The organism is Pseudomonas sp. FG29 (assembly GCF_057809355.1).
Genome location: NZ_JBMDJU010000036.1, coordinates 12865 through 38308, shown reverse-complemented (window position 1 = coordinate 38308; position 25444 = coordinate 12865). Strand labels below are relative to the sequence as shown.

General features: G+C 62.9%; 24 protein-coding genes and 1 pseudogene. 7 read left to right on the top strand and 18 right to left on the bottom strand.

The genetic code is table 11. The features are described from left to right. Window positions 1–202: 202 nt before the first annotated feature. From ACODS1_RS22805 to ACODS1_RS22775, 7 genes are all read right to left on the bottom strand, one after another. Window positions 203–1066: an ABC transporter permease subunit gene (locus tag ACODS1_RS22805; protein ID WP_322981878.1), complete on the bottom strand. Its 864-nt coding sequence runs from the start codon at window positions 1064–1066 to the stop codon at window positions 203–205. Continuing rightward, window positions 1063–1944, bottom strand: coding sequence for an ABC transporter permease subunit (locus tag ACODS1_RS22800; protein WP_322981881.1), 882 nt, complete (start codon window positions 1942–1944; stop codon window positions 1063–1065). The genes ACODS1_RS22805 and ACODS1_RS22800 overlap by 4 nt, the downstream gene beginning before the upstream one ends. Window positions 1945–1967: 23 nt before the next feature. Continuing rightward, the gene (potA, locus tag ACODS1_RS22795) at window positions 1968–3122 is read right to left on the bottom strand and encodes a polyamine ABC transporter ATP-binding protein (protein WP_489087439.1); all 1155 of its coding nucleotides are present in this window, start codon (window positions 3120–3122) and stop codon (window positions 1968–1970) included. Between the two features lie 54 nt (window positions 3123–3176). Beyond that, window positions 3177–4268, bottom strand: a complete 1092-nt coding sequence (locus ACODS1_RS22790) for a polyamine ABC transporter substrate-binding protein (protein ID WP_489087438.1) — start codon at window positions 4266–4268, stop codon at window positions 3177–3179. A 216-nt stretch (window positions 4269–4484) separates the two neighbouring features. After that, window positions 4485–5582 (bottom strand): polyamine ABC transporter substrate-binding protein, encoded by a 1098-nt coding sequence (locus ACODS1_RS22785; RefSeq protein WP_489087437.1) that lies wholly within the window; start codon window positions 5580–5582, stop codon window positions 4485–4487. A 139-nt stretch (window positions 5583–5721) separates the two neighbouring features. Continuing rightward, entirely contained in the window at window positions 5722–7095 is a 1374-nt protein-coding gene (locus ACODS1_RS22780) for an aspartate aminotransferase family protein (RefSeq protein ID WP_489087436.1), read from the bottom strand. Window positions 7096–7225: 130 nt separating this feature from the next. Next, window positions 7226–8584, bottom strand: coding sequence for a glutamine synthetase family protein (locus tag ACODS1_RS22775; protein WP_322981873.1), 1359 nt, complete (start codon window positions 8582–8584; stop codon window positions 7226–7228). Between the two features lie 727 nt (window positions 8585–9311). On the opposite strand from ACODS1_RS22775, the gene ACODS1_RS22770 reads away from it, so the two are divergent. The 7 genes and pseudogenes from ACODS1_RS22770 to ACODS1_RS22740 all read left to right on the top strand — a co-directional run bounded on the left by ACODS1_RS22770 (window position 9312) and on the right by ACODS1_RS22740 (window position 16362). Next, window positions 9312–10691: a glutamine synthetase family protein gene (locus ACODS1_RS22770; protein WP_322981872.1), complete on the top strand. Its 1380-nt coding sequence runs from the start codon at window positions 9312–9314 to the stop codon at window positions 10689–10691. A gap of 170 nt (window positions 10692–10861) precedes the next feature. Next, complete coding sequence (locus ACODS1_RS22765) at window positions 10862–11920, top strand: polyamine ABC transporter substrate-binding protein (RefSeq protein WP_489087435.1); 1059 nt, start codon at window positions 10862–10864, stop codon at window positions 11918–11920. A 72-nt stretch (window positions 11921–11992) separates the two neighbouring features. Continuing rightward, window positions 11993–12634 (top strand): TetR/AcrR family transcriptional regulator, encoded by a 642-nt coding sequence (locus tag ACODS1_RS22760; protein ID WP_489087434.1) that lies wholly within the window; start codon window positions 11993–11995, stop codon window positions 12632–12634. Window positions 12635–12896: 262 nt separating this feature from the next. Continuing rightward, window positions 12897–13778, top strand: a complete 882-nt coding sequence (aguB, locus tag ACODS1_RS22755) for an N-carbamoylputrescine amidase (protein ID WP_489087433.1) — start codon at window positions 12897–12899, stop codon at window positions 13776–13778. A gap of 70 nt (window positions 13779–13848) precedes the next feature. Beyond that, window positions 13849–14955: an agmatine deiminase gene (aguA, locus tag ACODS1_RS22750; RefSeq protein ID WP_489087432.1), complete on the top strand. Its 1107-nt coding sequence runs from the start codon at window positions 13849–13851 to the stop codon at window positions 14953–14955. Window positions 14956–15039: 84 nt separating this feature from the next. Continuing rightward, window positions 15040–15816, top strand: a pseudogene (locus ACODS1_RS22745) (PAS domain-containing protein); the annotation flags it as partial. Next, window positions 15811–16362 carry a methyl-accepting chemotaxis protein gene (locus ACODS1_RS22740; RefSeq protein WP_372240607.1) on the top strand — a complete coding sequence of 184 codons (552 nt, stop codon included), beginning with the start codon at window positions 15811–15813 and terminating at the stop codon, window positions 16360–16362. The pseudogene ACODS1_RS22745 and the gene ACODS1_RS22740, both read left to right, overlap by 6 nt. Before the next feature lie 15 nt (window positions 16363–16377). Here the strand turns inward: ACODS1_RS22740 and ACODS1_RS22735 are convergent, their stop codons facing one another. The 11 genes from ACODS1_RS22735 to ubiH form a co-directional block, all read right to left on the bottom strand. Next, entirely contained in the window at window positions 16378–16566 is a 189-nt protein-coding gene (locus tag ACODS1_RS22735) for a YgaP family membrane protein (RefSeq protein WP_489087431.1), read from the bottom strand. A 14-nt stretch (window positions 16567–16580) separates the two neighbouring features. Continuing rightward, a complete protein-coding gene (locus tag ACODS1_RS22730) occupies window positions 16581–17000 on the bottom strand; it encodes a DUF6691 family protein (protein WP_489087430.1) in 420 nt (139 codons plus the stop codon). A 2-nt stretch (window positions 17001–17002) separates the two neighbouring features. Then, window positions 17003–17437, bottom strand: a complete 435-nt coding sequence (locus tag ACODS1_RS22725; protein WP_489087429.1) for a YeeE/YedE family protein — start codon at window positions 17435–17437, stop codon at window positions 17003–17005. Continuing rightward, window positions 17434–17748: a metalloregulator ArsR/SmtB family transcription factor gene (locus ACODS1_RS22720; RefSeq protein WP_322981864.1), complete on the bottom strand. Its 315-nt coding sequence runs from the start codon at window positions 17746–17748 to the stop codon at window positions 17434–17436. The genes ACODS1_RS22725 and ACODS1_RS22720 overlap by 4 nt, the downstream gene beginning before the upstream one ends. Before the next feature lie 172 nt (window positions 17749–17920). Further along, window positions 17921–18310, bottom strand: coding sequence for a glycine cleavage system protein GcvH (gene gcvH / locus ACODS1_RS22715; protein WP_322981863.1), 390 nt, complete (start codon window positions 18308–18310; stop codon window positions 17921–17923). Window positions 18311–18402: 92 nt separating this feature from the next. Then, window positions 18403–19485 carry a glycine cleavage system aminomethyltransferase GcvT gene (gcvT, locus tag ACODS1_RS22710; RefSeq protein WP_489087428.1) on the bottom strand — a complete coding sequence of 361 codons (1083 nt, stop codon included), beginning with the start codon at window positions 19483–19485 and terminating at the stop codon, window positions 18403–18405. A gap of 338 nt (window positions 19486–19823) precedes the next feature. Next, window positions 19824–21440, bottom strand: a complete 1617-nt coding sequence (locus ACODS1_RS22705) for an ABC transporter permease (protein ID WP_489087427.1) — start codon at window positions 21438–21440, stop codon at window positions 19824–19826. Window positions 21441–21576: 136 nt separating this feature from the next. Further along, a complete protein-coding gene (locus ACODS1_RS22700; RefSeq protein ID WP_322981860.1) occupies window positions 21577–22578 on the bottom strand; it encodes an extracellular solute-binding protein in 1002 nt (333 codons plus the stop codon). A gap of 94 nt (window positions 22579–22672) precedes the next feature. Then, window positions 22673–22984, bottom strand: coding sequence for a YceK/YidQ family lipoprotein (locus tag ACODS1_RS22695; RefSeq protein WP_322981859.1), 312 nt, complete (start codon window positions 22982–22984; stop codon window positions 22673–22675). 40 nt (window positions 22985–23024) lie between these two features. Then, complete coding sequence (locus ACODS1_RS22690; protein ID WP_489087426.1) at window positions 23025–24242, bottom strand: 2-octaprenyl-3-methyl-6-methoxy-1,4-benzoquinol hydroxylase; 1218 nt, start codon at window positions 24240–24242, stop codon at window positions 23025–23027. A 16-nt stretch (window positions 24243–24258) separates the two neighbouring features. Beyond that, complete coding sequence (gene ubiH / locus ACODS1_RS22685; protein ID WP_322981857.1) at window positions 24259–25443, bottom strand: 2-octaprenyl-6-methoxyphenyl hydroxylase; 1185 nt, start codon at window positions 25441–25443, stop codon at window positions 24259–24261. Window position 25444: the final 1 nt, after the last annotated feature.

Sequence of the window (25444 nt, the reverse complement as noted above, 5' to 3'; positions counted from 1 at the left end):
AGGGCCAAGACTTTTTGCCTTCTTTTGTGGCGTTTGACAAAAGAAGGTCGCCGGGAGGCGAAACGGGAGCCATCAGCAGAACTCGATAAGCAGCTTTACACCAAAAACCAAAGCACACTGACCCAAACTTGCCAGTCCGGTATCACCCATGCCAAATAAAAAACGGGCCATCGAGGCCCGTTTTCATACCGCATCGTGACAATCAGACCTTGCCTGGCTGCCAGGATGGCGAAGTAGTCTCTTCCATCGCCTGCTGCAGCGCCTTCTTGCGCTTTTCCTCGGCGCGCTGGCTGAAGAACCAGGCCAGGAAGGTGGCGAACGACACCACCAGCAGGATCAGGCTGGCCACGGCGTTGATCTCCGGCTTAACCCCCAGGCGCACGGCAGAGAAGATCTCCATCGGCAAGGTGGTCGAACCCGGACCGGAGACGAAGCTGGCCAGTACCAGATCGTCCAGCGACAGGGCGAAGGACATCATCGCCCCCGCTGCCAGCGACGGCGCGATCATCGGTACGGTGATCAGGAAGAACACCTTCCACGGCCGTGCGCCGAGATCCATGGCGGCCTCTTCGATGGACATATCCAGCTCACGCAAGCGCGACGACACCACCACTGCCACATAGGCGGAGCAGAACGTGGTGTGGGCGATCCAGATGGTAGACATGCCGCGCTGCTCCGGCCAGCCAAGCAGTTGCGCCATCAACACGAACAGCAGCAGCAGCGACAGACCGGTGATCACCTCAGGCATTACCAGCGGTGCGGTGACCAGGCCACCGAACAGCGTGCGTCCCTTGAAGCGGGTGATACGGGTCAGCACGAACGCCGCCAGAGTGCCGAGAATCACCGCAGAGATGGCAGTGTACAGGGCGATTTCCAGCGAGCGCGCCACCGCACTCATCAGTTGGGTGTTGTCCAGCAAGCCGACGTACCATTTCACCGACCAGCCACCCCAAACCGTGACCAGGCGCGAGGCGTTGAACGAGTAGATGACCAGGATGACCATCGGCAGGTAGATGAATGCCAGGCCCGCCCAGAGCATGACACTGGAGAAGCTCACACGTTTCATGGGCGGCCCTCCAGTTCCTTGGCTTGGTTACGGTTGAACAGAATGATGGGCACGATAAGGATCGCCAGCATGACCACCGCCAGGGCGGATGCCACCGGCCAGTCGCGGTTGTTGAAGAACTCCTGCCACAACACCTTGCCGATCATCAGGGTCTCCGGACCGCCGAGCAGTTCGGGGATGACGAACTCGCCGACCACCGGGATGAACACCAGCATGGAGCCGGCGATGATGCCGTTCTTCGACAGCGGCACGGTGATGCGCCAGAAGTTGTTGAAGTTGCTCGAACCCAGGTCGGAGGCAGCCTCCAGCAGGGTGTGATCGTGCTTCACCAGGTTGGCGTAAAGCGGCAGGATCATGAACGGCAGGTAGGAATAGACCACGCCGATGTACACCGCGATGTTGGTGTTGAGGATCTGCAGCGGTTCGTGGATCAGACCGATGCCCTGCAGAAAACTGTTGAGCAGGCCGTTGTTGCCGAGAATGCCCATCCAGGCATAGACACGGATCAGGATCGCGGTCCAGGTCGGCATCATGATCAGCAGCAGGTAGACCGTCTGCCGGTCCTTTGGCGCACGGGCGATGGCATAGGCCATCGGATAGCCGATCACCAGGCACAGCAGGGTGCTGAAGAAGGCGATCTGCAGCGAGCCCAGGTAGGCCGACAGGTACAGGGCATCTTCGGTAAGGAAGATGTAGTTACCCAGGTTGAGCAGAATGGTCAGCTTGTTATCCGCCCACTCGTAGATTTCCGTGTACGGCGGGATGGCCACGTCGGCTTCGGCGAAGCTGATCTTCAGCACGATGATGAAGGGCAGCAGGAAGAACAGGAACAGCCACAGGAACGGAATGCCGATCACGGCATGCCGCCCGCTGGGCAGATAGCGCGAGAGTTTGGCCAGTTTCATGATTGCAGTACCACGCCGCTGTCGTCTTCCCAGTACACCACCACAGGATCGTCCCAGGTCGGACGCTTGCCGCGGCGTTCGGCGTTGGCGATGAAGCATTGCACCACCTGGCCGGAGTCGAGCTTGACGTAGAACACCGAGTGGCCGCCCAGGTAGGCGATGTCGTGCACGTGGCCACGGCTCCAGTTGTATTCCGGGTGTTCGTGATCGGCCGGCAGTTCAGTGGCCATCAGCAGTTTTTCCGGACGCAGGGCGTAGGTGACCTTCTTCTCCTCGGCACGGGTACTGATGCCGTGGCCGATGTAGATCGGCTTGTCCAACTGCGGACAACTGATGATGGCGTGGTCGGCGTCGTCCGTGGTGATGTCGCCTTCGAACAGGTTGACGTTACCGATGAATTCACACACCAGGCGGTTGGCCGGCGTCTCGTAGATATCGATCGGGCTGCCGGTCTGGGCGATCCAGCCCAGGTGCATGATGGCGATGCGCTGGGCCATGGTCATGGCCTCTTCCTGGTCGTGGGTGACCATCACGCAGGTCACGCCCACGCGCTCGATGATCTCAACCAGTTCGAGCTGCATCTGCGAACGCAGCTTCTTGTCCAGGGCGCCCATCGGCTCGTCGAGCAGCAGCAGCTTCGGCCGTTTGGCCAGCGAGCGGGCCAGCGCCACACGCTGACGCTGACCGCCAGAGAGCTGGTGCGGCTTACGCTTGGCGTACTGGGTCATGTGCACGAGCTTGAGCATCTCGTTGACACGCTCTTCGATCTCGGCCTTGGCCATCTTGTCCTGCTGCAGACCAAAGGCGATGTTCTGCGCCACGGTCATGTGCGGGAACAGCGCGTAGGACTGGAACATCATGTTGATCGGCCGCTGGTACGGCGGCATGTCGGTGATGTCCACGCCATCGAGGATGATGCGTCCCTCGGTGGGTCGCTCGAAACCAGCGAGCATGCGCAGCAGCGTGGACTTGCCGGATCCGGAGCCACCGAGCAGGGCGAAGATTTCACCCTTGTTGATGGTCAGCGATACGTCGTCGACGGCCACTGTCTCGTCGAATTTCTTTGTAACCCGGTCGATCTTCACCAGCACCTCTTTCGGTGTCTGGTTCCCTTCGAGGGCTTTTTTGTAGGCGCTGGAAGCGACAGCCATTATCGGAAAACTCCCGGAAGATTATGCCCGGCCCCTGCAGCCGGACAGGAACGATTACTGACCCGACTTGACCTTGGTCCAGGCGCGAGTCATCAAACGCTGCACTTTCACCGGCAATTCGGCGGAGATGTACAGCTTGTCCAGTACGGCTTGTGGCGGATACACGGACGGATCGTTACGCACGTCCTGATCCATCAGCTCACCGGCCTTGGTGTTGGGGTTGGCATAGCCGACGTAATCGCTGACTTCGGCGATTACCTGCGGATCGAGGAGATAGTTGATGAAGGCGAGGGCCTGGTCGGTATTGGCCGAATCCGCCGGGATGGCCAGCATGTCGAACCACAGGTTGGCGCCTTCCTTGGGGATGGCGTAGGCAATGTCGATGCCCTTGCCGGCTTCCTCGGCGCGGTCGGCAGCCTGCAGGATGTCGCCGGAGAAACCGGCGGCCACGCAGATGTTGCCGTTGGCCAGGTCGCCGATGTACTTGGAGCTGTGGAAATAGGTGACGTACGGCCGCACTTCCAGCAGCTTGGCTTCAGCCTTGGCGTAATCGTCCGGGTTGGTGCTGTTGGGGTTGAGGCCCAGGTAGTTGAGCATGGCCGGAATCATCTCGTCGGCCGAATCGAGGAAGGCGACGCCACACTGGCTGAGCTTCTTGATGTTCTCCGGTTCGAACAGCACCGACCAGGAGTCGATCTCGTCGACACCGAGCACTTCCTTGACCTTCTCGACGTTGTAACCAATGCCGTTGGTGCCCCACAAATAAGGTACGGCGTACTGGTTGCCGGGGTCATTGGTTTCCAGCTGCTTGAGCAGCGCGGGGTCGAGGTTATTCCAGTTCGGCAGCTTGGCGCGATCCAGTTTCTGGAAGGCACCGGCCTTGATCTGCTTGCCGAGGAAATGGTTTGACGGCACGACCACGTCGTAGCCGGTACGGCCGGCGAGCAGCTTGCCTTCGAGGGTTTCATTGGAGTCGAACACGTCGTAGACCGGCTTGATGCCCGTCTTGGCCTCGAAGTTGGCCAGAGTCTGTTCGCCGATGTAGTCGCTCCAGTTGTAGATGTGCACCGTTTGCTGGGCCAGAGCGGCCCCGCTCAGGGTAGCGGCTGCCAGGGCGATCAGAGTCTTGGGCAGGGTTACTCGCACAGTTTCATCCTCGCTTTGCTGCGCCGCTAAAAAAAGCGCGGCACTTTATAGGAAAACGCGTCGGGAATCAGCGACTGCCAGATCGAGATCAAGCTGCACCGGTACCACCCCTAGGCTCTTGGCCCGAACACGCGCGCATCGGTGGCCATCGTGGCCCTGTAAAGTGTCCCTGGGAAACCTGGCGGGCATGCCCGCCAGGCCTTGCTGCTTACGCGATCAGCGACCGGACTTGATCTTGGTCCAGCTGCGGGTCATGTTGCGCTGCACCGCCGGAGCCAGATCCGGGAAGGTGTAGATCTTCTTCAGCACTTCCGGGCTCGGGTAGACACCCGGGTCGGTGCGCAGGGCTTCATCCACCAGCGGCGTGGCAGCGGCGTTGCCGTTGGGGAACTGCACGTAGTTGGTGATGCTGGCCATGACTTCCGGCTTCATCAGGTAGTTGAGGAAGGTATGGGCGGCTTCGACGTTCTTGGCATCGGCCGGCACGGCGAGCATGTCGAAGAAGGCGCCGGCGCCCTCTTTCGGGATGTTGTAGCTGACCTGAACGCCGTTCTTCGCCTCTTCGGCGCGGGCCTTGGCCTGGTAGATATCGCCCGAGTAGCCGATGGCGACGCAGATGTTGCCGTTGGCCAGGTCGGAGATGTACTTGGAGCTGTGGAAGTAGGCCACCGACGGGCGAATCTTCATGAACAGCTCTTCAGCCTTCTTCAGCTCGTCGCCCTTGTTGCTATCCGGGGCATAGCCCAGGTAGTGCAGCGCGGCCGGCAGGATCTCGGTTGGCGAGTCGAGGAAGGAAACGCCACAGGCTTTGAGTTTTTCCATGTTCTCCGGCTTGAACACCAGATCCCAGGAGTCGACCGGCGCGTTGTCACCCAGTACCGCCTTGACCTTCTCGACGTTGTAGCCGATGCCGATGGTGCCCCACATGTAAGGGATCGAGTACTGGTTGCCCGGATCGCTCGGCTCCAGTGCGTGCAGCAGATCCTTGTCCAGGTTCGACCAGTTCGGCAGCTTGGACTTGTCCAGCTTCTGGAACACGCCAGCCTTGATCTGCTTGGCCAGGAAGGGGTTGGACGGTACGACCACGTCATAGCCCGAGCTGCCGGCCAGCAATTTGGCTTCCAGGACTTCGTTGCTGTCGAAGACGTCGTAGACAACCTTGATGCCGGTTTCCTTCTCGAAGTTGGCCAGGGTGTCTTCGGCGATGTAATCGCTCCAGTTGTAGACATGCAGCACTTTGTCCTCTGCCTGAGCGGCGCCTGCAAAGGCAGCAGCCAGGGACAACGCGAGAAGGGTCTTGCCGAATGTTTTCATGCGTACAGCTCCTGTTGTCGTGTCGGTGTTCCGAAGGTACGCGGCGCCCCTGGAAGTGGCTTGCCAACGCACTGGCGCAGTCTGGCAAGGTCATGGCAGTGATACAACTTTCGAGTCATCACCTGGCCAGCCTTGCCCTTCAGCGACGCAGTTCCTGCAGAGTCAGGTCCAGGCACTTGCGCGCCTTTTCCACCAGTTCGTCAATTTCCTCGCGGCTGATCACCAGCGGCGGGGCGATGATCATGGTGTCGCCTACGGCGCGCATGATCAGACCGTTATTAAAGCAGTGACCACGGCAAACCATGCCGGCGGCCATGTCATCCGGGTAACGCTTGCGGCTGGCCTTGTCCTGTACCAGTTCGATGGCACCGAGCATGCCGACACCGCGTACTTCACCCACCAGCGGGTGATCCGCCAGCTCACGCAGACGACTCTGCAAATAGGGTGCCGTTTCAGCTTTCACCCGCTCGACGATGCCTTCTCCCTTGAGAATACGCAGGTTCTCCAGGCCCACCGCCGCTGCTACCGGATGCCCGGAATAGGTGAAGCCGTGGTTGAAGTCACCATGCGCCTCGATCACCTCGAACACCTTGTCGCTGACGATCAGCCCGCCCATCGGCACGTAGCCCGAGGTCAGGCCCTTGGCGATGGTCATCAGGTCAGGCTTGAGGCCGTAGTGCTGGCTGCCGAACCACTCACCGGTACGGCCGAAACCGCAGATCACCTCGTCGGCGACGAAGAGAATGTCGTACTTGGCCAAGATTTCCTTGATGCGCGGCCAGTAGGTGTCTGGCGGGATGATCACACCGCCGGCGCCCTGGATCGGCTCGGCGATAAAGGCCGCCACGTTTTCCTCGCCCAGTTCGAGAATCTTCTTCTCCAACTGGTCAGCCGCCCAGATACCGAAGGCGTCCGGGGTCATGTCGCCGCCCTCGCCGAACCAGTACGGCTGCGGGATATGCGCGATACCCGGGATCGGCAGGTCGCCCTGCTCGTGCATGAACTTCATGCCGCCGAGGCTGGCGCCGGCCACGGTGGAGCCGTGGTAGCCGTTGTCGCGGCCGATGATGATCTTCTTGTTCGGCTGGCCCTTGCACGCCCAGTAGTGGCGTACCAGGCGCAGCATGGTGTCGTTGCCTTCCGAGCCTGAACCGGTGAAGAACACGTGGTTCATGCCGGCCGGCGCCAGTTGGGAGATGGCATGCGCCAGTTCCAGGACTGGCGGGTGCGCGGTCTGGAAGAAGGTGTTGTAGAACGGCAGCTGCAACATCTGTTTGGAAGCTGCAGCGACCAGCTCCTCGCGGCCATAGCCAACGGCCACGCACCACAGGCCGGCCATGCCATCGAGGATCTTGTTGCCCTCGCTGTCCCACAGGTGCACACCTTTGGCTTCGGTGATGATGCGCGGGCCCTTCTCGGCCAGCTGCTTGTAATCACTGAACGGCGCCAGATGGTGAGCATGGCTCAGAGCCTGCCAATGGGCAGTCTTGGGATTGTTCGCTTGCTTGTTCATTACCACACCTTCTTCTGTGAACGCTGCCGGCTCACGGACTTTTGTAGAGTGGGCCGCGCGGCGATCCGCTTCAGCCCACCGAATCAGCCTGCAAGGGTGGGTTAAAGCCCACCCTACACCTGCGCCGGAACTACACCGACAGCAGCAGGAACTCGCGCTCCCAGGAGCTGATCACGCGCTTGAAGTTCTCGTGCTCGGCGCGCTTGACGGCAACATAGCCACGCATGAACTTCTCGCCCAGATACTTCTCGGCCACCTTGCACGCTTCCATACGCTCCAGCGCCGCCTCGATGGTCAGCGGCAGGCGCAGGTTGCGGCGCTCATAGCCACGCCCCTTGACCGGCGCACTGGGCTTGATGCCCTCGACCATGCCGATGTAGCCACACAGCAGCGACGCCGCCAGTACCAGATAGGGGTTGGCATCGGCGCCCGCCAGGCGGTTTTCCACACGGCGGTTCTGTGGGCTGGCCTCGGGTACGCGCAGGCCAACGGTGCGGTTCTCCTCGCCCCACTCGACGTTCACCGGCGCCGAGGTGTCGGGCAGGAAGCGGCGGAACGAGTTGACGTTGGGGGCAAACAGCGGCAGTAGCTCGGGGATGTACTTCTGCAGACCACCGATGTGATGCAGGAACAGCTCGCTCATCGTGCCGTCCTCGTTGGAGAACAGGCTCTTGCCGGTCTTGATGTCCACCACGCTCTGGTGAATGTGCATGGCGCTGCCCGGCTCATCGGTGATCGGCTTGGCCATGAAGGTGGCCGCCACGTCATGCTTGAGCGCAGCCTCGCGCATGGTGCGCTTGAACACGGTGATCTGGTCGGCCAGGTGCAGGGCTTCGCCATGGCGGAAGTTGATCTCCATCTGCGCCGGGCCGTCTTCGTGGATCAGCGTATCGAGATCCAGGTGCTGCAGCTCGCACCAGTCGTAGACGTCTTCGAACAGCGGATCGAATTCGTTCGCGGCATCGATGGAAAACGACTGTCGGCCCACTTCCGGGCGGCCGGAACGGCCCATCGGTGCCACCAGCGGGAAGTCCGGGTCACTGTTGCGCTTGGTCAGGTAGAACTCCATCTCTGGCGCGACGATGGGCTTCCAGCCTTTATCCGCATACATCTGCAGCACGCGCTTGAGAATGTTGCGCGGCGACAGCTCGATGGGGTTGCCCTGCTTGTCGAAGGTGTCGTGGATCACCATAGCGGTGGGCTCGATGGCCCAGGGCACGAGGAATACGGCATTGGGATCGGGACGGCAGAACATGTCGATGTCCGCCTCGTCCAGCAACTCGTAATAGATGTCATCCTCGACGTAGTCGCCGGTCACGGTCTGCAGCAGCACGCTCTCGGGCAGACGCATGCCCTTCTCGTCGAGGAACTTGTTGGTCGGCGATATCTTGCCGCGGGCAATGCCGGTCAGGTCACTGATCAGGCATTCGACTTCGGTGATTTTGCGTTCTTTCAGCCAGCTCGTGAGCTGGTCTAGCTTGGTACTCATAGAGACCTCAGGGTTGTAGAACCTGCTGCATATCTATAGCGGGTTCAGCGTTGCCCCGCTCCCTCCCTGCAAGCCTCACCAAAGGCCTGGAAGAGAGCAGGATAGTGTGCGGATGCTACCCGCCTTTCAGGGAGAACTTGGCCCCCCGATACTAAGCTTTTGCTGCAGTACAGCAGCCAGATGCAAACCACGCACCTGCCGAAACACAGGCACGGGTGCGGCACCCTGCGCTTGGATCATGACTGAACTAAGGTGACACGAGGTAAGAATGCAGCGCAAAGCCGGGGCAGATACAACTTCGCGAACGAAGGAGACAAGATTCGCCTGCCGCTGACGCCACGACATACCGCTCCTGTCGGCATGCAGCCCTGCGGTGCAAGCACCTGCGAGAGAGCTGTGGCCCTGGGCCTTGAAGCGAGCGCTGACGCCGATTATCGGCAAGCGAGACATTGGACACCCGTATTATTGCTGTTAGTGGGGTTTCGACCGAGCTTAGCCTTGTTCATTTTTTTACACAATAGGGCTGTAAAAAATTGAACACACCCCATTGAGCACCGCAGCCGTACAGGGGTTGAGCCCTGCTGAATGGCCCTGAAATGCCCCAAAAACGGCCATCACGCCCCACATCAGGGCACTCAGAGGCCAGCTTGACAGTAAAGTGCGTTTCGGATTGACTCACACCCATGCAGTCGCATGATTGATATATTTAACAAAAAGGTGTTGCATCATGTCGGTACCCCCGCGTGCCGTTCAGCTTAACGAAGCGAACGCGTTCCTCAAGGAACATCCCGAGGTCCAGTTCGTCGACCTTCTTATTGCAGATATGAATGGTGTGGTGCGCGGCAAGCGCATCGACCGTAATGCCCTTCACAAGGTGTACGAGAAAGGCATCAACCTGCCGGCCTCGCTCTTTGCTCTCGACATCAATGGCTCCACCGTCGAAAGCACCGGCCTTGGCCTGGACATCGGCGACGCCGACCGTATCTGCTTCCCCATCCCCGATACCCTGTGCAACGAGCCCTGGCAGAAGCGCCCGACCGCGCAACTGCTGATGACCATGCACGAGCTGGACGGCACGCCTTTCTTCGCCGACCCGCGCGAGGTATTGCGCCAGGTGGTACAGAAGTTCGACGAACTGGGCCTGCGTATCTGCGCAGCTTTCGAACTGGAGTTCTACCTGATCGATCAGGAGAACGTGAACGGCCGTCCGCAGCCGCCGCGCTCGCCGATCTCAGGCAAGCGCCCACACTCCACCCAGGTCTATCTGATCGATGACCTCGACGAATATGTCGACTGCCTGCAGGACATGCTCGAAGCCGCCAAGGAGCAGGACATCCCGGCCGACGCCATCGTCAAGGAAAGCGCCCCGGCACAGTTCGAAGTCAACCTGCATCACGTCGAAGACGCGATCAAGGCCTGCGATTACGCCCTGCTGCTCAAGCGCCTGATCAAGAACATCGCCTACGACCATGAGATGGATTCCACCTTCATGGCCAAGCCCTATCCGGGCCAGGCGGGCAACGGTCTGCACGTGCACATCTCGCTGCTGGACAAGAAGACCGGCAAGAACATCTTCGCAGCCGAAGATCCGCTGGAGAACTCTTCGTTGCGCCATGCCGTCGGCGGCATTCTCGACACCATGGCCGCGTCGATGGCGTTCCTCTGCCCCAACGTCAACTCCTACCGCCGCTTCGGTGCACAGTTCTATGTGCCCAACGCGCCGAGCTGGGCACTGGACAACCGCACCGTGGCCGTTCGCATCCCCACCGGCAGCCCGGACGCCGTGCGCATCGAACACCGCGTGGCCGGCGCCGACGCCAACCCCTACCTGATGCTGGCCTCGATCCTTGCCGGTATTCACCACGGTCTGACCAACCAGATCGAGCCGGGCGAGCCGATCGAAGGCAACTCCTATGAGCAGCTCGAGCCCAGCCTGCCGAACAACCTGCGCGATGCCCTGCGCGAGCTGGACGACAGCGAGGTGATGAACAAGTACATCGACTCGAAGTACATCGACATCTTCGTCGCGTGCAAGGAAGCCGAGCTGCAGGAGTTCGAGACCACCATCTCCGACCTCGAGTACAACTGGTACCTGCACACCGTGTAACCCCGAGAAAGCCGGCCGCAGAGCCGGCTTCTTTTTGCCTGCAACCTGCCAGCCCCGCTGCTCTGCACCGGGGCCTGCGCCTGGCCGCAAAGGCCGCTGCGCTGACATGAATCAACCTTCGCCCGCCTCAGCTGCGGATACTGTTGCCTTCATCCTTCAGGGAGCTTCACATGCATCGCGTTCTTGTCGCCGTTTTCCTCGGCCTCACTCCTTGGCTGGCCCAGGCCGCCGACAGCATCACGGTCTACAACTGGAACGACTACATCGCACCTCAGGTACTGGAAGACTTCACCCGCGACACCGGGATCGCAGTCGACTATCACACCTTCACGACTGCCGAAGAGCTGGACAAGGCGCTCAACAGCGGTGACGCCATCGATGTCGCGGTGCCTTCGCACAATCAACTGCCCGCCCTGATCAGCGCAGGTCGCATTCTCCCGCTGGACTTCAGCCAACTGCCCAATAGCCGCCATCTGGACAAACAGCTGCTCAGCAAGCTGGCCGCCGTCGATCCGCAAAATCGTCATGCGGTGCCCTATCTGTGGGGCGCTGTCGGCTTGGCCATCAATACCCCCAAGGCCGAGGCTGCCTATGGTGGCCCGCTACCCGATAGCTGGAGCCTGCTGTTCGATCCACAGCAGAGCGCACGCCTGGCCAGTTGTGGCATCAGCGTGCTGGATGCCGCTGATGAGGGCCTGTCACTCCTGCTCAATTATCAGGGACGCAGCCTGGCACGCAGCGCACCGAGCCGCATCCAGCGCGCCGGCAAGATACTCGACGCGCTGCGCCCTAACCTGCGCTACGTCGACAGCGAGCGCTACATTGATGACCTGGCCAAGGGCAACCTTTGCCTGTCGATGGCCTGGGTCGGCGATGCCCTGGCCGCTGCCCAGGCCGGGCAACCCGTGCGCTTCGTGGTGCCGCAGGAAGGCTCGGTGCTGTTCATCGACAACCTGGTGATCCCGGCCACCAGCAGCCAACCGGCCCTGGCCCATCGGTTCATCGATTACCTGATGCAACCCAAGGTGATCGCCCAGGTCACTTCCGAAACCCTCTACCCCAATGGCAATTCCGACTCGGCGCAGTTCATCGAGGCCGCCCTGCTCGAACAGCCCGGCCTGTACCCGGATCAGGAAACCAAGCGCCGGCTGTTCCCGCTGGATGTGCTGCCGGAAAAACATGCCGAGATGCGTAACCAGGTCTGGCAGCATTTCCGCCAGGGCAGTTGATCGGCTGGCGAGGCTTGCCTCGCCGGCGCTGGCTGGCGTCCAATAGCGCCTCACGTATCGAGGAGCTCCGCCATGTCGCGCCCCGCCAGCACGCGCAAGCCACGCGCCAGCAGCCAGGCGAGAATCGCCCAGATTCTCGCCGCCGCTCGCGCCTTGCTGGCCGAGCAGGGCATGACCAACCTGTCGATCTACAGCGTGGCCGAACACGCCGGCATCCCGCCCTCTTCGGTCTACCACTTCTTCGCCAGCGTCCCGGCGCTGCTCGAAGGGCTGACTGCCGATGTGCATGCGGCTTTCCGCGCCAGCCTGTTGGAACCGATCGACCATACAGCCCTGCGCAGCTGGCATGACCTCTCGCGCCAGGTCGAACAGCGCATGCTGACCATCTATTCCGAAGACGCTGCTGCACGCCAATTGATCCTGGCGCAACACGGCCTGGCCGAGGTCGCGCAGGCCGACCACCAGCACGATCAGGAGCTGGGCCGTTTGATGCGGGCGCTGTTCGACCGTCACTTCCCCCTGCCGCAATTGCCGACGGATATCGACGTCTTCAACCTGGCCATGTCCCTGGGCGACCGCGTCTACGCCCGCTCCGTGCAGTTGCACGGCCACATCACCCCGCGCCTGGCCGAAGAAGGCATGCGCGTGTTCGATGCCTACCTCGGCCTGTACCTGCCGCCCGCCCTGCCCAAGCGCCTAGAGCCCCTGGCCTGATCTCACGCCGCCTGCGCCCTCACGAACTGAACACCGCCGGTTGGCGACCCCCCCTCTGTCACGGATGAATCCGTACCTGCAGCCAACAAAATGCAGATATTTATTCGATAAAAATCTGCAATTTTTACCACCCAATCTCTAAAACCACTTCCAAATTCGATTTTTATCGAATATAAATCGACCATTCAGCCTTGGTCGAGCTTCCACCATGGCGTCCTGTGCAGGCCGGTATCAGGCCTCATATCACTCAAAGAGGTGCTTTATGTCCCGTATCGTCACCGTTGCCGCGACCCAGATGGCCTGTTCCTGGGATAGCGCCGCCAATATCGCCAACGCCGAGAAGCTGGTGCGCCAGGCAGCCGCCCAGGGCGCGCAGATCATCCTGATTCAGGAGCTGTTCGAGACGCCCTACTTCTGCCAGAAGCCCAACGCCGACTACACCCAGCTGGCGACCACGGTGGACGAGAACCCGGCCATTGCGCACTTCAGCAAGGTCGCGGCGGAGCTCAAGGTGGTGCTGCCGATCAGCTTCTTCGAGCGCGCCGGTCGCGCCCGTTTCAACAGCATCGCCATCCTCGATGCCGACGGCACAAACCTCGGGATTTATCGGAAAAGCCATATTCCCGACGGCCCCGGCTATCACGAGAAGTACTACTTCAACCCGGGCGATACCGGCTTCAAGGTCTGGGATACCGCCTATGCGCGCATCGGCGTGGGCATCTGCTGGGATCAGTGGTTCCCCGAATGCGCGCGCAGCATGGCGTTGATGGGCGCGGAAATCCTCTTCTACCCGACCGCCATCGGCAGCGAGCCGCACGATGCCGGCATCAACTCGCGCGAGCACTGGCAGCGCGTGCAGCAAGGCCATGCCGGCGCCAACGTGATGCCGCTGGTGGCCAGCAACCGCATCGGCCGCGAGGAGCAGGACGGCTACGACATCACCTTCTACGGCAGCTCGTTCATCGCCGACCCGTACGGCGCCAAGGTGAAGGAACTGGATCAGACCGAGGAAGGCATCCTGGTGCACAGCTTCGACCTCGCCGCCCTGGAAAAGACGCGCACGGCCTGGGGTATATTCCGTGACCGCCGCCCGAACCTATACTGGCCAATCTCCACGCTCGACGGCGAAAGCCTGTCCGAATGAACGTAGCCCGGACGCAATCCGGGGCTTTTTCTCACGATTCCCCGGATTGTATCCGGGCTACAGGTGAACTATGACCACCCTGAGCACTACTCCCCGCGCCGATGGCTTCCACATGCCCGCCGAATGGGCGCCGCATAGCCAGACCTGGATGGTCTGGCCCGAACGCAGCGACAACTGGCGCAATGGCGGCAAACCGGCGCAGGCCGCCTTCGCCGCCGTCGCCCGTGCCATCGCCCAGTTCGAGCCGGTGACCGTCTGCGTCAGCGCCGCCCAGTACGAAAATGCCCGCGCACGCCTGGACATGAGCAATATCCGCCTGGTGGAAATCACCACCGATGACGCCTGGGTGCGCGACACCGGCCCGACCTTCGTGATCAACGACAGCGGCGAAGTACGCGGTGTGGACTGGGCCTTCAATGCCTGGGGCGGCTTCGATGGCGGCCTCTACTGGCCGTGGCTGCGCGATGATCAGGTGGCGCGCAAGATCCTCGAGGTCGAACGTTGCAAGCGCTACCGTACCGAAGGCTTCGTGCTCGAAGGCGGCTCGATCCATGTCGATGGCGAGGGCACCCTGATCACCACCGAAGAGTGCCTGCTGAACAGGAACCGCAACCCGCACCTGTCGCGCGAAGAGATCGAAAATGTCCTGCGCGAGCACCTGGCCATCGACACGGTGATCTGGCTGCCGGACGGCCTGTTCAACGACGAGACCGACGGCCACGTCGACAACTTCTGCTGCTACGTGCGCCCGGGTGAAGTGCTGCTGGCCTGGACCGACGACGAGAACGATCCCAACTACCCACGCTGCCAGGCCGCCATGCGCGTGCTGGAAAGCGCACGTGATGCCAAGGGCCGGCAACTGGTGGTGCACAAGATGCCGATTCCCGGCCCGATCCACGCCACTGCCGAAGAGTGCGCCGGCGTCGATATGGTCGAAGGCAGCCAGGAACGCAGCCCGGAGGTGCGCCTGGCCGGCTCCTACGTCAACTTCCTCATCGTCAACGGCGGCATCGTGGCGCCGAGCTTCGACGATGCCAAGGATGACGAGGCGCGTGCCATCCTCGAGCGGCTCTTCCCCGAGCATCGCGTGGTGATGGTACCGGGCCGCGAGATCCTCCTCGGCGGCGGCAATATCCACTGCATCACCCAGCAACAGCCGGCGCCGCAACAGCGCTGAAAATTGCTCGCGCGGGGTTCAAGTAGATCCTGACCAAGCCGATAATATTGGTCGGGATCATCCCCGTATCCTCTCGAGCACATCATGTTCAATAAAGCCCTCAAGCAAGCCCTGGAAGCGGCTCGTCAACAGTTGCAAGCCGCTCTCGCCAGGAAGGCTGCCGTCGATCGCTCGACGGCCATGATCGAGTTCAAACCCGACGGCACCATCATCGGCGCCAATGACAATTTCCTCACGACCGTGGGCTACCGCCTGGAAGAAATTCAGGGCCAGCACCACCGACTGTTCTGCTTTCCCGACTACCAGGCCAGCGCCGAGTACCGGCGTTTCTGGCAGCGCCTGGCGGCCGGCGAGTACATCCGTGATCGTTTCCTGCGCCGCAACAAGCAGGGCCAGGAAGTCTGGCTGGAAGCCAGCTACAACCCGATTCTGGGCGCCGATGGCCGCGTCGAGTCGGTGCTCAAGCTGGCCACCGACATCACCACCCTGGTGGCCCGCGAACAGGAACAGGAAAGCATGATCGACGCGATCGGCCGTTCCATGGCCGTGATCGCGTTCAACCTCAAGGGCGAAGTGCTGGAAGCCAACGCCAACTTCCTGCAAACCATGGGCTATCGCCTGGAGGATATTCGCGGCAAGCACCATCGGCAGTTCTGCACCCGAGAAGAAGCCGACTCACCGGCCTATCGCGATTTCTGGGAGCGACTCAACCGTGGCGAGTTCTTCTCCGGGCGCTTCCAGCGCGTCAACCGCAACGGCGATATCGTCTGGCTGAGCGCCACCTACAACCCGGTGTTCGATGCCAGTGGCCGGCTCTACAAGGTGGTCAAGTTCGCCCGCGACATCACCGCGCAGGTGCGCCAGCAACAGGCCGAATCAGAAGCGGCCAAACTCGCCTACGAGATCTCCCAGCAAACCGACGAAAGCGCTCGTCATGGCGCCGAGGTAATTCTTGAGACGGTGGAGATGGTGCGCGGTATCGCCGACGAGCTGTCACGGGCCGCCTCGGGCATCACGGCGGTCAGCGAACAGTCGGAACGCATCAGCAGCATCGTGCAGACCATCCGCGGTATCGCCGAGCAGACCAACCTGCTCGCCCTCAATGCCGCCATCGAGGCGGCCAGGGCCGGTGAGCAGGGCCGCGGCTTCGCCGTGGTCGCCGACGAGGTGCGCAACCTGGCAGCGCGCACCGCCCAGGCGACGGTGGAGATCGTCGAGGTGGTCAAGCGCAACCATGAGCTGTCGCAGGACGCGGTGGACAGCATGCAGTCGAGCCGCCACAAGGTCGAACAGGGCGTGGCCCTGGTCAATCAGGCCGGACACGTGATCGAGGACATCCAGACCGGCGCACGCCAAGTAGTCGATGCCGTGCGCCAGTTCGCCGAGGCGCTGGAAGAGATCAATTGATCGGGGCCACCGACGTTACGGCCTCTTGCAGGTACTGATCCCCAGCACCGGGTAAAGCGGGCAGAAGCGCAGGAAGCCGGTGGCCAGCGGCACCACACCGATCCAGCCCCACAGGCCGATGACGCCGGTCAGGCTCAGCACGATCAGTATCAGGCCAACGGCAATGCGCAGGCTGCGGTCGAGGGTTCCAACATTGGCTTGCATGGTGGTTCTCCAGGTCAACGTCCGCGCCGGCCCTCCAGCGCGGTAAAGATCAGCATGCCGGCGAGCATCGCCGCGACGAACAGCAGCGCCTGCCAGTGCCCGGTCAGCAGGATCGCCAAAGCCGGCCCCGGGCAGATGCCGGCGATGCCCCAACCGACGCCGAACAGCAGGCTGCCGCCGATCAGGCGGGCATCCAGGTCACGCCGTATCGGCAACTGCATGGCGCCGCCCAGCAGCGCGCGGCTGCGCCGACGGGCCAGGGTCATGGGCAGCGCGGCAACGCCGATCGCTGCCACCATCACCAGCGCCAGCGACGGATCCCAGGCGCCGGCCAGGTCGAGAAAAGCCAGCACCTTGCTCGGGTCGGCCATCCCCGCCAGCAACAGACCGAGTCCGAACAACACGCCACAGACGAATGCACTGAGTCTGCTCATGTTCAGCCTCCCAGGAGATGACGCAGGACAAAGACCGTGAGGAAACCCGCAGCCATGAAGCACAGGGTGGCCATCAGCGAGCGCGGCGACAGACGGGAAATGCCGCAGACACCATGACCGCTGGTGCAACCGGCGCCATAGCGAGTGCCGATGCCAACCAGCACGCCGGCAACGATCAGCCCCAGGCTGCCGCTCTGGAAATGAATATCCGGCATGCTCGCGAACAGCCCCCAGAGCAAGGGCGCCAGCAGCAGGCCAAGGAGAAACGCCGCTTTTTCACCGCGCCCTTCTGCGCCACGCTGCAGCAGACTGCCAAGCAGACCGCTGATACCAGCGATACGGCCATTGGCCAGGGCGAAGATGGAGGCAGCCAGGCCGATCAGCGCGCCGCCGGCCAATGCGCTCCAGGGGGTGAAGTTGAGCCAGTCGATGGTCATTGCGCGCCCTCACAGAACAGCCGGTACAGGGTCTCGATCACGGCCAGCGCCGCCGGGCTGCTGATGCTGTAAAAGATCTGTTTGCCGTCACGGCGAGTCGCCACCAGGCCTTCGCGGCGCAATACCGCCAGTTGCTGGGACAGGGTGGGCTGCTGAATACCCAGCAGCGCCTCGAGCTCGCTGACATTGCGCTCGCCTTGGGAGAGCTGACAGAGCAACAGCAGGCGATCCGGATTGGCCAGCGCCTTGAGCAATTGCCCAGCGGCGTCGGCGTTGGCACGCAGTTGCTCGATATCGATGGATTCGGCCATGAAACACCTTCACTCAATACAATATGTATTTTTATATACTGTATTTTCAGAAAGTGTTAGCAATGCGACGAACGGTCACCCGTAGGGCGCAGCCACCTGGGCAGGTTGCACCTGCCCTACGCCATAAACGCGAAAACCCGCCGAGGCGGGTTTTCTGAGTGTTGCGGATGGATCAGGCGTCGGCGTCAGCGCTGGCCTGATAGGCTGCGGCGTCGAGCAGCTTGTCCAGCTCGCCGGCATCGCTCGGCTTGAGCTTGAAGAACCAACTGCCGTACGGATCGCTGTTGACGCTCTCCGGGCTATCGGCCAGGCCTTCGTTGATGGCGATCACTTCGCCGCCAACCGGGGCATAGATGTCGGAAGCGGCCTTGACCGACTCCACCACACCGGCTTCCTGACCGGCAGCCAGTTGCTTGCCGACTTCCGGCAGCTCGATGAATACCACATCGCCGAGGGCTTCCTGAGCGTGGTCGGAAATCCCCACGGTCACGCTGCCATCGGCCTCCAGACGCGCCCACTCATGGCTGGCGGCGTAACGTAGGTCGGCGGGAATATTGCTCATGTTTCGTTCCTCGTAAGCGATGACGGCAAGTGGGCCGCCAGGACAATTTAGCAGGCCATGGCGCGAGCAACAGCCCGGCCATGGCCCGATGTTCAGATCAGCGGTTTGCCATGGCGCACGAAATTCGGCTGCACCACGCGCACCGGGAACCATTTGCCGCGGATTTCCACCTCGGCGCGCTCACCGGTCGCCGCCGGCACGCGAGCCAGGGCGATGGATTTGTTCAGGGTTGGCGAGAAACTGCCGCTGGTGATCTCGCCATCACCGATATCGGCCACGCGTACCACCTGATGAGCACGCAGCACGCCACGCTCTTCCAGCACCAGGCCGACCAGCTTGCTCGGGCAGCCGGCAGCACGCTGCGCTTCGAGCGCTGTGCGACCGATGAAATTGCGCTCGGCTGGCTCCCAGGCCAGCGTCCAGGCCATGTTGGCGGCCAGGGGCGAGACGCTTTCGTCCATGTCCTGGCCGTAGAGGTTCATCCCGGCCTCCAGGCGCAGGGTGTCACGCGCGCCCAGGCCGATGGGCGAAATACCAGCGCCGACCAGATCGTTGAGGAAGGCCACCACCTCGGTCACGGGCAGAACGATTTCCAGGCCATCTTCACCGGTATAGCCAGTGCGCGCGATAAACCAGTCGCCCTCGGGCAAGCCCTGGAAGGGCTTGAGCTCGTGGATAAGTGCAGCACGGGCCTGGGTCACCAGTTCGGCAGTACGGGCACGGGCCTTGGGCCCCTGGATGGCGAGCATGGCCAGGTCACGGCGCTCACGCAGGCTGACGTCATGATCGCCCGCCTGGGCATGCATCCAGGCCAGATCCTTGTCACGCGTGCCAGCATTGAGCACCACGCGGTAGCCGTCATGCGTCAGGTAGACGATCAGGTCGTCGATCACCCCGCCCTGCTCGTTGAGCATGGCGCTGTACAGCGCCTTGCCAGGGCTTTGCAGCCGCGCCACGTCATTGGCCAGCAGGCGCTGCAGGTAGGCCTGCGCCTGGCTCCCGCCGATATCCACCACGCACATGTGCGAGACGTCGAACACGCCGCAATCGCGGCGCACCTGATGATGCTCCTCCACCTGCGAACCGTAGTGCAGCGGCATGTCCCAGCCGCCGAAATCCACCATCTTGGCGCCCAGCGCCAGGTGCAGGTCATAGAGGGGGGTACGCTGTCCCATGGGTGTCTCCTTCCGGGCTTGGCGAAGCGATTCAGACCCTCGAGAAGCTAGCTGCGTGGCCATTGCTGCGTTACAGCCAGGCTCGAAATGCTCATGTGTATGAGCACAGTCGGGCGCGACCCCGGCCGTTTTCGCCTGGCTGCGCCTTGCACTGGGCGCCACGCCTGCGCTTCTCGACACGTCTGCCGGGCTGCCCCGGCTCGCGAATGGCGCGCATTGTAGCCGCAAGGTCAGCGGGGGTCACCCGACCAACGATCACGCTTCAGGTCGTAGGGCGGGTGCAACCCGCCATGCCCCGACACGGGAGGGTTGCACCCGCCCCACCGCGTTTATCTTGATCAACCGAAACGCCGCGCCGAACGACGGATCAGCAGGATCACCGGCAGCAGGCCGACCGCGACCAGGGTCAATGCCGGTAGCGAAGCGCGCGCCCATTCGCCTTCGCTGGTCATTTCGAACACACGCACGGCCAAGGTCTCCCAGCCGAAGGGGCGCATCAACAGCGTAGCCGGCATTTCCTTGAGCACATCGACGAACACCAGCAAGGCAGCCGATAGCGCCCCCGGCAGCAGCAGCGGCAGATAGACGCGCAGGAACAGGCTGACACCACCGACCCCAAGGCTGCGCGACGCCTCGGGCAGGGACGGACGGATCCGCGCCAGGCTGGTTTCCAGCGGCCCGTAAGCCACGGCCAGGAAGCGAATCAGGTAAGCCACCAGCAACGCGGCCAGGCTGCCCAGCAGCAGCGGTTTGCCGGCTCCGCCAAGGGCGCTGCTCAACGGGATCACCAGTTCGCGGTCGAGAAAGCTGAACGCCAGCATGATCGCCACCGCCAGCACCGAGCCCGGCAACGCATAGCCGAGGTTGCCGAAGGCCACACCGGCCCGCACCAGGCGCGTCGGTGCCTGCCGCCGGGCGAAGGCCAGCAGCAGCGCCACACTGACGGTGATCAGTGCCGCCATGGCGCCCAGATAGAGCGTGTGCAGGATCAGCCCGGCATAACGCTCATCGAGGTCGAAACGCCCGCGCTGCCAGAACCAGGCCAGCAACTGCAACACGGGGATGACAAAGGCGCAGGCGAATACCAGGCCGCACCAGGTGCTGGCTGCCAGAGCCTTCCAGCCGCTCAGGTGGTGCAGCGCCTGACCACGGGCACGCTCGTTGGCCGGGCGCGCGGCGCCACGGGCGCGGCGCTCGCCATAGAGCACCAGGGCCACGGCGAGCAGCAACAGGCTGGCCAGTTGGGTGGCGCTGGTCAGGCTGTAGAAGCTGTACCAGGTCTTGTAGATGGCGGTGGTAAAGGTATCGAAATTGAACACCGAGACCGCGCCGAAATCCGCCAGGGTCTCCATGATCGCCAGCGCCAGGCCAGCGCCGATGGCTGGCCGCGCCATCGGCAGAGCGACGCGCCAGAACGCCTGCCAGGGCGTCTGCCCAAGCACCCTCGCAGCCTCCATCAGCCCCTTGCCCTGGGCCAGGAAAGCGGTACGCGCGAGCAGGTAGACGTAGGGATAGAACACCAGCACCAGGACGATGATCACGCCGCCGGTGGAGCGTACGCGCGGCAAACGCACGCCGCTGCCGAACCATTCGCGCAACAGCGTCTGCACCGGGCCGGCGAAATCCAGCAGGCCGACGAAGACGAAGGCCAGTACATAGGCGGGAATGGCGAACGGCAGCATCAGCGCCCAATCCAGCCAGCGCCGACCCGGAAATTCGCAGAGGCTGGTCAGCCAGGCCAGGCTGACGCCCAGCAGGGTCACGCCGATGCCGACGCCGAGCACCAGCGTCAGGGTATTGCCGATCAGCCGCGTCAGCTGCGTCTGCCACAGGTGCGCCCAGATCTGCATATCGACGTCGTGCCAGCTGAACAGCAGCACGGACAACGGCATCAGCACCAGGGCAACGGCAGCAAGGACGATGGGGTACCAGCGACGCTGGACGGGATGCGGCACGCGGATTCCTCAAAGGCAGAAAAGACGACGCCCCGGCCAGGCGGGGCGTCGAAGTAAAACAGCCGGGGGCGACAGGCTGCAAGCTTCAGGCGCAGCAACCTGGGTGCTTACCTGTGGCCTGCCGCCTGCAGCCGCCTCACTGCCAACCGGCGCGATCCATCAGCATGGTCGCCTCGGCCTGGCGCTTGCCTGCCACCTCAGTGGCTACGGTATCGGCCTTGAAGGTGCCCCAGGAAGCGACCTCGGCGGACGGCGCTACCGCCGGGTTGGCTGGGTATTCCTGGTTGACGCCGGCGAAGATGCTCTGGGCTTCCGGGGTGGTCATCCACTCCAACAGCTTCTTGGCCTGCTCGGCATGCGGCGCATGCTTGGTCACACCGGCACCGGCGAGGTTGACGTGCACGCCACGGCCATCCTGGTTCGGCCAGAACGGCTTTACTTTCAGATCCGGATCCTGCTTGTGCAGGCGGCCATAGTAGTAGGTATTGGTGATGCCCACGTCGCACTGACCGGCGTCGATGGCCTGCAGCAGGGCGGTATCGTCGGCGAACACGTCGGTGGCCAGGTTGTTGACCCAGCCCTTGATGATCTCCTCGGTCTTCTCGGCGCCGTGGGCTTCGATCAGGGTGGCGGTCAGCGACTGGTTGTAGACCTTCTTGCTGGTGCGCAGGCACAGGCGGCCTTCCCAGTTCTTGTCAGCCAGCGCTTCGTAGGTAGACAGCTCCTCCGGTTTGACCCGCTCGGTGGAGTAGAAGATGGTGCGCGCACGCAGCGACAGGCCCGTCCAGCTGTCGGTGCTGGAGCGGTACTGGGCCGGGATGTTGGCGTCGATCACTGCGGATTGGGTCGGCTGCAGCACACCGGCCTGTTCGGCCTGCCAGAGGTTGCCGGCATCGACGGTGATCAGCAGATCGGCCGGCGTGTTGGCGCCCTCCGCCTTGAGGCGGGCGATCAGCGGGGCTTCCTTGTCGGTGATGAACTTCACCTTGACCCCGGTCTTCTCGGTATAGGCATCGAAGACCGGCTTGATTAGCTCGTCGATCCGGGCGGAGTAGACCACCACTTCATCGGCGGCTTGAACGGCGGTCGCCAGGGTACTGAGGGTGAATGCGGCAAAGAGCGCGTTACGAGCCTTCATGAAACCAGCCTCTTGGTCATCGTCAAAGAGGCTGAATAGTAGTGAATGGCATTTACCTTCTCAACGAAACGCGGCACGCAATCATGGCCAGTTGTTACAAGGCGTTTTCGGGCTCGCGAGTGGCCAGCAGGTCGGCTGGCAGCAGCAGGGTATCGATCACCGCATCGAGCGGCAGGGAGACGACCACCAGCACCGGGCATACGATGCTGAACCAGCACGCAATCGTTCCACCATTACCGCTGCCACTGGGCCCAGGACGTGCACCCAGCAGATAGAGATCGCTGTTGATCCCCTTGTAGGTATCCACCTGCGTGGCACCGTCCTTGCCGCCGCGTCCCACCATCGTGCCGCAGCCTGCGGCCAGCACCAGCGTCATCATCAACATACAGCGCAGCATGTGCTTCATTGCACACTCCTCATTCATCCATGACAGGTAAAAGGGTGTTTCAGATCCTGGCCAGCTCCGGTAGATCACCCGACAGCCCCAACGCCTGGCGCACGAACAGCGCCTTGGCCTCGGCCTGGCCATCGACCAGATCCAGGCCGATATTGCGCAGCAGACGCAGCGGCAGCGGGTCGGCCTGGAACAACCGCTCGAAGCCCTCCATCGCCGCCATCATCGCCAGGTTGTAGGGCATACGGCGGCGTTCGTAGCGGCTCAGCACGCGCTCGTCGGCCAGGTTCTCGCCACGCTCGGCGGCATGCAGCAGCACTTCGGCCAGCACCGCTGCATCGAGAAAGCCCAGGTTGACGCCCTGCCCCGCCAGCGGGTGGATGGTGTGCGCGGCATCGCCGATCAGCGCCAATCCCGGCTCGACGTAACGCTTGGCATGACGCTGGCGCAAAGGGATGCACAAACGGCTATCGGCATGCAGCACGCGGCCCAGACGCGACTCGAACGCCCGACTCAGCTCGCGGCAGAAATCCTCGTCCCCCATTGCCATCAGGCGCTCGGCCTCGGCCGGCACGGTCGACCAGACGATAGAGCACCAGTGCTCGCCAGGCGGCCCGGCCAGTGGCAGAAAGGCCAGCGGGCCGTCGTCGGTGAAGCGCTGCCAGGCCGTGGCCTGGTGCGGGCGCTCGCAGCGCACGCTGGTGACGATGGCGTGGTGCAGGTAATCCCATTCACGCGTGGCGCAACCGGCCAGGCGGCGCACTGCCGAGTTGGCGCCATCGGCGGCCACCAGCAGCGGCGCGCGCAGTTGGCGGCCATCGGTAAGGGTCAGCAGCCAGTCGTCGCCGCTGCGGCGCAGTTGCTCCAGACGGGCGCCGGGTAGCAAACCGATCTGGCTGTCATGCAGGCGATCGAGCAGAGCATCCTGCACCACACGGTTCTCGACGATATGGCCGAGGGTGTCGGCATGCACGCTGGCCGCAGCGAAATGGATGCTGCCGGTGCCGGAGCCGTCCCATACGCGCATCTCGCCATAGGGGCAGGCTCGCCGGCTTGCAATGCCCTGCCAGGCGCCAAGGCGTTCGATGATGCGCTGGCTGGCCACCGATAGCGCGCTGACTCGCGGTTCAAACGGTGCATCGGCGGCGAACGGCGCCACGCTGAGCGGGCTGCCATCGACGATGAGGATATCCAGGCCACTGTGCTCGAGCGCCAGGGCCAGGGTACTGCCGACCATGCCGGCACCGACGATGATCAAATCCGCGCGCATATTCATTCCTTGGTCATCACAGGCTTCGCGTACCCATGCCCATCGCCTGACGAGCGAACCAGCGCTTGGCCGGCGGCAGCAGATCCAGGCCGAGCAGGCCTAGATTGCGCCCGGTAGCCAGCAGCGGCTGAGCGGTACTGAACAGGCGGGTCACCCGGTCGGAAAAGCCGACGGTCAACTGTTGATCCAGTTGCTGACGCTGCAGATAGCGCTGCAGCGTGGCGTAATCGCCCAGCGCAGCCTGGCTGTCGCTCAGCACTTCGGCCAGGGCCTGGGTATCGCGCAGCGACAGGTTGTAGCCCTGGCCGGCGATGGGGTGCAGGCTGTGCGCGGCATTGCCCAGCACCACCAGATTCGGGCGCACCTGCTCCTGCGCTTCCACCAGCGCCAGCGGATAGAGGTGCCGCGTACCGACCTGGCGCAACGCGCCGAGGCGATAGCCGAAGGCCTGCTGCAACTCGTCGAGGAAGGCGCGTTCGCTCAAGCTCATCAGCCGCTCGGCATCGCGGCTGTCGCGCGTCCAGACCAGGGCACAGCGGTTGCCATCCAGCGGCAGCATGGCCATCGGCCCGTCATCGGTAAAACGCTCGAAAGCCTGGCCGCGATGAGCTTCCAGTGGGCTGACGTTGGCGATGATGGCGCTCTGACCGTAGGGCGTTTGGTTGACGGCGATGCCGAGCTGCTCACGCAGGCCGGAGCGACCGCCATCGGCGAGCACCGCCAGTTGGCAATCGAGGCTGCTGCCATCGTTCAGCTGCAGGCGGTAGCCGGCCTCGATCTGGCGCATGGCGGTGACTTCGGCCGGGCAATGCCACTGCACGACTTGCGGGTCGAGCGCCTGCCACAGGCAATGGCCGATCCAGGCGTTCTCCACCACGTAGCCCAGAGCCGGCACACCTTCTTCGATGGCCTGCAGGCGGGTGGCGCCGAAACGACCACGGTCGGACACGTGAATCTGCAGGATCGGCTCGGCACGCTGGGCAATGGCTTGCCAGAGGTCGAGTCGTTCGTAGATCAGCCGGCTGCCATAGGACAGCGCGGTGGAGCGCGCGTCATAGCTGGGCTGGTAGGCATTGCCGGGGGCGAAAGGTTCGATCAGGGCGATGCGCCAGCCGCGCTGGCGCGCGGTTTCCTGCAGAGCCAGCGCCAGGCTGGCGCCCACCAGGCCGCCACCGATGATCGCCAGATTCACCTGGGTCATG